General features: G+C 66.3%; 7 protein-coding genes. 2 read left to right on the plus strand and 5 right to left on the minus strand.

The genetic code is table 11. The annotated features are described in order from the left end of the window. From VH499_RS23755 to VH499_RS23765, 3 genes are all read right to left on the minus strand, one after another. Window positions 1–1,116: ABC transporter substrate-binding protein (locus VH499_RS23755; protein WP_332055250.1), on the minus strand; the 1,116-nt coding region annotated here is incomplete at its 3' end. A 31-nt stretch (window positions 1,117–1,147) separates the two neighbouring features. Next, window positions 1,148–2,212, minus strand: coding sequence for a sn-glycerol-3-phosphate ABC transporter ATP-binding protein UgpC (locus VH499_RS23760; protein ID WP_332055251.1), 1,065 nt, complete (start codon window positions 2,210–2,212; stop codon window positions 1,148–1,150). A 297-nt stretch (window positions 2,213–2,509) separates the two neighbouring features. Then, window positions 2,510–4,201 carry an EAL domain-containing protein gene (locus VH499_RS23765; RefSeq protein WP_332055252.1) on the minus strand — a complete coding sequence of 564 codons (1,692 nt, stop codon included), beginning with the start codon at window positions 4,199–4,201 and terminating at the stop codon, window positions 2,510–2,512. A 198-nt stretch (window positions 4,202–4,399) separates the two neighbouring features. Here VH499_RS23765 and VH499_RS23770 point away from each other — a divergent pair, with 198 nt between their 5' ends. Further along, on the plus strand, window positions 4,400–4,948 hold the full coding sequence (locus VH499_RS23770) for a GNAT family N-acetyltransferase (RefSeq protein ID WP_332055253.1): 549 nt from the start codon (window positions 4,400–4,402) through the stop codon (window positions 4,946–4,948). A 397-nt stretch (window positions 4,949–5,345) separates the two neighbouring features. Then, window positions 5,346–6,650: a sorbosone dehydrogenase family protein gene (locus tag VH499_RS23775; RefSeq protein ID WP_332055254.1), complete on the plus strand. Its 1,305-nt coding sequence runs from the start codon at window positions 5,346–5,348 to the stop codon at window positions 6,648–6,650. An 11-nt stretch (window positions 6,651–6,661) separates the two neighbouring features. On the opposite strand, the gene VH499_RS23780 is transcribed toward VH499_RS23775, so the two are convergent. Beyond that, window positions 6,662–7,402, minus strand: a complete 741-nt coding sequence (locus VH499_RS23780) for a DUF1194 domain-containing protein (RefSeq protein ID WP_332055255.1) — start codon at window positions 7,400–7,402, stop codon at window positions 6,662–6,664. Window positions 7,403–7,484: 82 nt separating this feature from the next. After that, on the minus strand, window positions 7,485–8,549 hold a 1,065-nt coding region (locus VH499_RS23785; RefSeq protein WP_332055256.1), incomplete at its 5' end, for a calcium-binding protein.

Consider the following 8,549-nt stretch of genomic DNA (forward strand, 5'->3'; position numbering starts at 1 on the left):
GGCGGTCCACACCGGGTTGCTGGCGTAGGCCTTGAGCGGCTGGCAGCAATAGCCGGCCGAGTTGGTGATCCACGGATCCATCTGCTCCTTCTCGAACATGAAGCGCAGATACTCGCGCGCGGCATTCGGGAACTTGGTGTAGTTGAAGATCACCGCGCTCGAGACCTGATAGAGCTCGACCGACTTGCCGACCGGGCCGACCGGCAGGTTGGTGGTGCGGATGTCCTTGGCGATCTCCGCCAGCTTCGGGTCGTTCTTGGCCGAGTAGTAGGCCGAGATGCCGTTGGCGATGACCGACAGCTCGCCGGCGAGGAACGCGCGGTTGTTGTTGACGTCGAGCCAGCCTTCGGTGCCGGGGATGAAGGTCTTGTAGAGTTCCATCGCGTATTCGATGGCCTTCATGGTTTCCGGGCTGTTGATCGCGACCTTGCCGTTCTCGTCGACCATCTTGCCGCCATGGCTCCACAGCAGCCAGTGCGCGTAGTTGTTGCCGTCGCCGACGCCATGGCCGTGGGTGAAGCCGACTGGATGCTTGTTCTTCTGCATCGCCTTGCACAGCTCCAGGAACTCGTCGGTCTTCTCGGGGAACTTCGACCAGCCCGCTTCCTTGACCCAGCTCTCGCGATAGACGATTGCATTGCCGATGGTGGTCAACGGCAGCCCGATGAAGGTCTGGCCCTTGTTCTGCGTCGCATACTCGCGCGGGCCGTCGTACCAGCCGCCGTACTTGTCGCCCAGATAGGTGCCGAGCTCGGTCACGTCGAGCAGCTTGTCGGGGTACTGGTGCGGGTCGTCGAACCAGACCAGCATGATGTCGGGGCCGGAGCCCACATTGGCTGCCACGGCAGCCTTCGGGCGGATGTCCTCCCAGCTCTCCTTGTCGACGCGGACCTGAACGCCGGTCGCGTCGGTGAACTTCTTGGTGTTGGCCAGCCACTGGTCCTCGTCGCCCTTCACGAACGCGGACCAGCGCAGCACGCGCAGGCTGGCGCCGGACTCCGGCTCGTACTTCAGGTCGGCGGCGAGGGCGGGCCGGCCGCCGCGCAGGGCCGGCATCATCGCGCCGGCGGCAACGCCGGCAGTGGTCTTGATGACATCACGTCTGGTGAACTTCATGGACGGGTCCTCCGGAAAAGAATTGCGATCGCTAGAGCCGTTTTCCCGACGCTCCATCGAACAAATGAACGTGGTTGCCCAATGGCTTCAGCCCGATCTTGTCGCCGGGCTTGAATGAATGACGCTCGCGAAACATCGCGACGATCTCTTCTCCGCTGGCGAGGCGGGCGTTGACCTGCACCTCCGGCCCGGTCGGCTCGACCACCACGATCTCCGCCGGAAGCCCGTCCTCGCCGATGGTCAGGTGCTCGGGCCGCAGGCCGAGCGTGACCGACTGGCCGCCCTGCGCCGTCGTCGCGACGGGCAGAGGCAGGCGCACGCCGCCTTCGCCTACGAACGCCGCGCTGCCGTTGCGCGCGATCCGCCCGCTGAGGAAATTCATCGCCGGCGACCCGATGAAGCCGGCGACGAACCGGTTGCCGGGCTTGTCGTAGAGCTCGAGCGGCGCGCCGATCTGCTCGATGGCGCCGTCGTGCATCACCACGATCTTGTCGGCCATGGTCATGGCCTCGATCTGGTCGTGCGTGACATAGACGGTGGTGGTCTTGAGGCGCTGGTGCAGCTCCTTCACCTCGGCCCGCATCGCGACCCGCAGCTTGGCATCGAGGTTGGAGAGCGGCTCATCGAACAGGAACACCTGCGGATCGCGCACGATCGCGCGGCCCATGGCGACGCGCTGGCGCTGCCCGCCTGACAGCTGGCGTGGATAGCGGTCGAGAAAGCCGGTGAGGCCGAGGATCGAGGCGGCGCGGTTCACGCGCTCCGCGATCTCCTTGGCGGGCGCGCTCCGGAGCTTCAGCGAGAAGCCCATGTTCTCCGCCACGGTCATGTGTGGATAGAGCGCATAGTTCTGGAACACCATGGCGATGTCCCTTTCCTTCGGGGGGACATCGTTGACGACGCGCTCTGCGATGCGGATCTCGCCGCCGGTGATGCTCTCCAGGCCCGCGATCATGCGCAGGAGCGTGGACTTGCCGCAGCCCGACGGCCCCACCAGGATGACGAACTCGCCATCCGCGATATCGACCGATACACCATGCAGCACCTGCGCTGCCCCAAACGCCTTGCGCACGTTGCGAATCTCGACTGCCGCCATTCCACCTCCCGCCAGCGCCTTGTTGAAACGTTTCAGGGCGAGCGCCTTGACGGCGACGATAGGCGCTGGACTCCGCCGCCGCAAGAATCTTCAACACTCGTGGAAGAGTCCAATTCTGCAATTGGGTGAAGGACAAAGAGCTCGGCGCGCGCAGCGGCCGATGACATTTCGACAACAACGAATGCGGTCCGTTCCGTCGTTGGAAAATTCCAAAGGGAGGCGCTGCCGCTTCGAGTGCGGATCGCTACGTGCGGCGTTTGTGATAAGGCGCGCGGATGCGCTGAGAAACGGGCTGTATCAGCCCCAGGCTTCCTTCGCGCCCAGGCGCTTGCCGAAGCGGGCGGGCGCGGGCAGCGGGATCTCGGCGGCCGGGCGGCCGTAGAGCCAGCCTTGCCCCAGGTCGACGCCGAGGTCGAGCAGGATGCGGTGCTGGTCCTCTTTCTCGACCATCTCCGCGACGGTGCGGATGCCGAGGCACTTGCAGGTGGTGAGCACGCCTTCGACGATCGCGCGCTCGCGCAGCGAATCGTGGATGTTGCGGATGTAGACGCCGTCGATCTTCACCAGGTCGACGGTGAGCTGCTGCAGGTAGGGCAGCGATGAGGCACCGGCGCCGAAATCGTCGAGGCAGACCGCGTGGCCGCGCGCGCGCAGGCGGTCGACCGCCTTGGCGGCCTGTGCCAGGTCCTCGAGCTTGGCCGATTCGGTCACTTCGACCATCAGCTTCTTGCGGTCCTCGCCCAGGCGCTCGGTCACGCGCTCGAACATCGTGATGAAGCTCTCGTTCAGCAGCGACTTGGCGGACATGTTCACCGCCAGGCAGAGGTGATGCTTCTTGCCGTTGGCTTCCAGGATGCGGCGGATCGCGCCGTTGGCGACCGCGAGATCGAGCTCGTGGACGATGTTGATCTCCTCGGCGAACTTCACGTCCTCGAACGGCGAACGGCCGTTCGGCAGGCGCAGCAGCACCTCGTAATGGTGCTGGTAGCGGTCGACCAGGCTCACGATCGGCTGGTAGTGCAAGTTGATCTTCTGCTCATGGATCAGGTCACGCATCGAAACCACGCGGGTCAGGATCTCCGCGGTCTTCTTGCGCAGATACTGATCGGCGGTGCCGGATTCCATGCCGGCGGTGCCTTCGGTCGTGAACTTGCCGACGATGTAGGTGAGGATGCCGTCCACGTCCTGCTCGCCCAGCGAGCTGCCGTGGAAGCGCACGGTCGTCTCGTGCAGCTTCAGCGCCTTGTCGTCGATATCGTAGCTCTGGCCCGCCTTGGTGATGGCGTTGGCGATTGCGGCCGGGCTCTCGCTTTCCAGGTGCGTGACGCTGAACTTGCCGTCGGCGACGCGGCCGGCGGAATCGTGGTCGATCGCATGCAGCTTCAGCTGCGCGCCGATCTCGCCCAGCAGGGCTTCGGCACGCTCGGCGCCGAGCATGTTCTTCAGCTCGGCCTCGCCGCAGATCTCGATCAGGGTGAGGCACGCGGTCTTGCCGGACTGGCGCGCCAGCTTCACGGCATCGGTCGCGGCCTGGGTGAACTCGACCGCCTCGAGCAGGCCGGTGACGCGGTCGCGCTGGCGCGGCGCCTCCTGCTTGGCGACCGAAATCTGCGCGCGCACGATCGACAGGAAGAAGCGCTCGTCCGATTTCTCGAAGGCACGGTAGATGCAGGCCTCGACCGTGCGCTGCAGATCCGGTTCGGCTGCGTTCTTCCGCAGGCCCAGGCGCAGGCCGCGCCGGCGCTGGCCGGGGCCAAGGCTGCGCAACGCCGCGCCCAGCAGCACCGCGTCCTCGTCCGCGAGAATTTTCATAAAAGGCTGGCCAATCAGCGCACCCTGGTCGATGTCCAGAATGGACTTGACCGCGCCGCCGACCCACAGAACCCGGCTGGTATTATCCAGCTCCAGCAGCAGATCGGCATTGGCGAACGCAAAGCCAACGAAGCGGTCCCGTTCCTCGCGCAGGCGATCGGCGATGCTCGCAGACATACTCCCTCTTGGGGCAACAACCCTTGGCAGAAGCACTTCCGGCAGTGTTTCGGTACGCGCTTAAGATCGCGTTAAGACGAAGGGCGTAGACGGCGCGGTCTCCTCGAGCCGAGGCTCGGGCAGGCTTCTGAATCGTTGTTCATCCAGCTATTTTGGAGGCAGCCCAGACCACAGGCGGAAGCCGACGGAAGGACGTCAATGGGGGATATCGCAAGAGATGGCGCGCTGCGGACCCGCGTCGCCCGGCTCGATGAGCTGGAGGCCTTGAGGGAACTGATGGAGCTCTCCATCAGCGCGCTGCTGAAGCCGTTCCTGAGTGAAGCCGAGATCGCCTCGAGCAGGACCATCATGGGGCTGGACACGCAGCTGATCCGCGACGGCACCTATTTCGTGGTGGAAGAGAACGGATCGCTCGCCGGATGCGGCGGGTGGAGCCGGCGAGCCACCATGTACGGCGGCGACGTCTCCCCGGGACGTGACCCGGCGCTGCTCGACCCGAAGACGGACCCGGCGCGGGTGCGGGCGATGTATACCCATCCGTCTTTCACCCGGCGCGGCGTCGGGCGCATGATCCTCGCGGCCTGCGAAGCAGCAGCGCGCGCCGAAGGCTTCACCCGCGCCGAGCTGGTGGCGACCATGGCGGGCCTGCCGCTCTATCTCGCCTGCGGATACCGCACGACCGAGAGCTTCTCCGACGATCGCGGCGGCGTCCCTGTCCCGCTTGCGCGCATGAGCAAGGCGCTCTAGCAAAACCGCTTCGCGTTTCGCCCGCGAAGAAACGGACGCATGGGAAGCGCTCGCTGAGCTCCTTCCCCTCTTGTGGGGCAGGGCAGTCGCATATGGACAGCTAAGCATCAATCCCCCGCCCCCAACATGGGGCGGGTTGGGGTGGGGGGAAGCGAGCGATGCCTTCCTCTGACCGAAACGCGGCTTCCCCCTCCCTGACCTCCCCCATGTTGGGGGAGGGGATTTCAGTGCGCGTCCTCCATCGAGCCGGCGGTCACTTCGTTCGCTAAGGCTCCGCAACCTTCCCCCAACAAAAGGGGAGAAGGGAACTGACGATCACGTTCCGCTGATGCCCCTCGCCCCCGAGCGGCTCCGCGACTAGAGTCCGGTGAACGGGGAGAGCTGAACCATGTGGCCTATGCGACCTGTCCTTCTCGCCCTTGTATCGGTGCTGCTGGCGGCGTGCGGTGAGACCGCTCAGCTGCCGCCGCAGGCCGACATGGGTCCCGATCCGACCCTGCCGGCGCCCACCCGCACACTGGTTCCCACGGTCAATGTCGCGCCCGCCGTCGGCTGGCCGGACGGCGGCAAGCCGGTTGCGGCGCCGGGCCTCGCCGTCAATGCATTCGCGACCAGGCTCGATCATCCGCGCTGGCTCTATGTGCTGCCCAACGGCGATGTGCTGGTGGCGGAAACCAATGCGCCGCCGCGCGCGGAAGAGGACGGCGGCATCATGGGCTGGATCCAGGGGCTGGTGATGAGCCGCGCCGGTGCCGGCGTCACCAGCGCCAACCGCATCACCCTGCTGCGCGATTCCGATGGCGACGGCGTCGCCGAGACACGCACGGCGTTCCTGAAGGGCCTGAACTCGCCGTTCGGCATGGCGCTGATCGGCCAGGACTTCTATGTCGCCAACACCGACTCGATCCTGCGCTTCCCCTATCGAGGCGGCGAGACGGAGATCGCCGCGCCGGGCGAGAAGATCGCAGCCTTGCCGGCCGGCGAGCTCAACCACCACTGGACCAAGAACCTGATCGCCAGCCCCGACGGCACGAAGCTCTATGCGACCGTCGGCTCCAACTCGAACGTCGCGGAGAACGGCATCGACCGCGAATACCAGCGCGCCTGCATCCTCGAGGTGGACCTCGCCACGCGCAAGACGCGCGTGTTCGCGTCCGGGCTGCGCAATCCCAATGGCATGGCGTGGCGCAAGGAGACCGGCGCGCTGTGGACCGTGGTCAACGAGCGCGACGAGCTCGGCAGCGACCTGGTGCCCGACTACATGACATCGGTGAAGGACGGCGGCTTCTACGGCTGGCCCTATTCCTACTACGGCCAGCATGTCGACACGCGGGTCAAGCCGCAGCAGCCCGAGCTGGTGGCGCAGGCGATCGTGCCGGACTATGCGCTCGGCAACCACACCGCCTCGCTCGGCCTCGCGTTTTCCGAAGGCACGCTGCTGCCGGAGAACCTGCGCGAGGGGGCGTTCATCGGCCAGCACGGCTCCTGGAACCGCGATCCGCACAGCGGCTACAAGGTGATCTTCGTTCCGTTCAAGGACGGCCGGCCATCGGGCGTGCCCATGGACATCCTCATCGGTTTCCTCAGCGGAGACGATGAGGCTCAGGGGCGCCCGGTCGGCGTCGTCATCGATCGCAGCGGCGCCCTGTTGGTGGCGGACGACGTCGGCAATGTGATCTGGCGCGTGGCGCCGGGCCAGTAGGCAGATAACCTTCAGCGCAGCGACCGGGCGAGCTGCTCGGGCTGGTCCTGCAAGGCGATGTCGTTGAGGAACTTGCGGGCCAGCACGTCGGCCATCTGGGACGGCTGCTCGACCGACAGCACGAAGGCGCCCGGCCCGCCAACCACGTTGCCGCGGTAGTAGTCCATCAGCACCGGATCGAAGCCGAGCACCACGCCGTTGATGGTGCCACCAGTGGCAACGAAGCGGTCGCGGGCATGAAGAGGGCCTTCGCCGACATTGTCCCAGCCGTTGCCGATCACGTTGATCACCGAGCGGCGCGCCGTGAAGGGCGCGGTCAGCAGCAGGATGGCCGCGTGATCGATCGCGCCGGAGAGGTCGGTCATGTGCGGAGAGAGCGGGGGCGCGGGCGGATCGGCCGCAGCGAAGGCATGGAAATCCGATCGGAGCCGGCGCGAGACCGCGTGTGCATCCTCGGCGCTCGCGATGATGGTCCAGGAGACCAGCTCGGGATAGGCGCCGTCGCGCCAGGCGAAGATCGCGAAGCCGATCCGGCGGTGATGGCCGCTCTTGACCGCGGCCATGACCCTGGGCGACCGGATGGCCTCCGCCATGCCGTCGATCTCGATCGCAGCGGCCTGGCTGTCGACCGAATCCGAGATGTCGAGGGCGGTCACGATGTTGATGTCGGTGACAAGCTCACCGGCCGCCGCGTCCCGCTCGAGAAGGATGCAGCCCAATGCGATCGTCGCGAGCCTTGCCAGCAGATGCAAACCAGCCGCCGATCCGGCGATCCCGCCGAAGCCCGTTGGGGGTCGCCGATCGGCCTAGCATACTCCTTGTCTCCGGAAAGGCCTATGGAGCCGGATGGTTCACGGTCACCGTGTTCTGCACCAGGGCATAAGCATCCTCGGCCGCGCCTTGAGTGCCGCTGGTATCGTGGACATAGAGCGTGTACCCGGCGGGGATGCCGCTGCCGTCGGTCGCCTTCGACCAGCCGTTGTCCGACAGGTTGAGGGTATCGCCAGCGTCGCCGTCGACCCGGAGCGCCGGTTGCTTGTCGTAGCTGCCCCCGGCACCGGTGCCGGCGGGATCGGCGGTGCCGCCCTCGAAGTCGCTGATGACGTCGGCGGCGCTGAGGGTGACGGAGGTACCGCCGCCGCCGGTCATGCGCAGGGTCTCGATGTCCTTGATCGTGCCGTCGTCGATGCCGGTGAAGTCGATGTTCGCCTCGCCGCTGATATCGAGGATGTCTCCGGCCTTGCTGGCGCCGGCGCTGAAGCCGTCGGCGCCGCCGTCATAAGTGTCCTCGACGCCGCGCCAGATCAGCGTGTCGTTGCCGAGCCCGCCGCTGAGCAGATCGGCCACGCTGTCCGTGCCGCCGTCCAGGGTGTCGTCGCCACCGCCGCCGTTCAGCGCATCGATGCCGTCGCCGCCATTGATGACGTCCTTGCCGTTGCCGCCGAACAGCGTGTCGTTGCCATCGGCGCCACTCAGGGTGTCGTTCCCGTCCTGGCCGTAGAGCGCATCATTGTCGGCGCCGCCATTTATGGTGTCGTCGCCGAAACCGCCCTGGACGGAGTCGGTGCCGGCGGCGGCGCCGATGATGTTGTTGGCGTCGTCGCCGATGATGAAGTCGTTGCCGGCCGAGCCGTCGAACGCCGCAGTGCCGTGCACCAGGGTCGGCCCGGTGATGCTGACCGTCACGGCGGAGCTGGCGTGATCGTGGCCGAGCGCGTCCTGGATGGTGTAGCTGAAGGTGTCCTCGTGCCCGCCGGAACCGGGGGCGGCGGTGTAGCTGAAGTCACCGGTGGTCTTGTCGATGACGAGAACGCCGTTGTTGGTCTCCACCTTGTAGCCGGTCGCGGTGTCGATGACGGTTCCGATCGTGGTGTCGCCATCGATGATGGCGGAGATCGC

It is taken from the genome of Reyranella sp. (assembly GCF_036558665.1).
GTDB lineage: Bacteria > Pseudomonadota > Alphaproteobacteria > Reyranellales > Reyranellaceae > Reyranella.

Coding starts and splice junctions, on each gene's coding strand:
- VH499_RS23760 (WP_332055251.1), bottom strand. CDS start 2,212: ATGGCGGCAGTCGAGATTCGCAACGTGCGCAAGGCGTTTGGGGCAGCG.
- VH499_RS23765 (WP_332055252.1), bottom strand. CDS start 4,201: ATGTCTGCGAGCATCGCCGATCGCCTGCGCGAGGAACGGGACCGCTTC.
- VH499_RS23770 (WP_332055253.1), top strand. CDS start 4,400: ATGGGGGATATCGCAAGAGATGGCGCGCTGCGGACCCGCGTCGCCCGG.
- VH499_RS23775 (WP_332055254.1), top strand. CDS start 5,346: ATGCGACCTGTCCTTCTCGCCCTTGTATCGGTGCTGCTGGCGGCGTGC.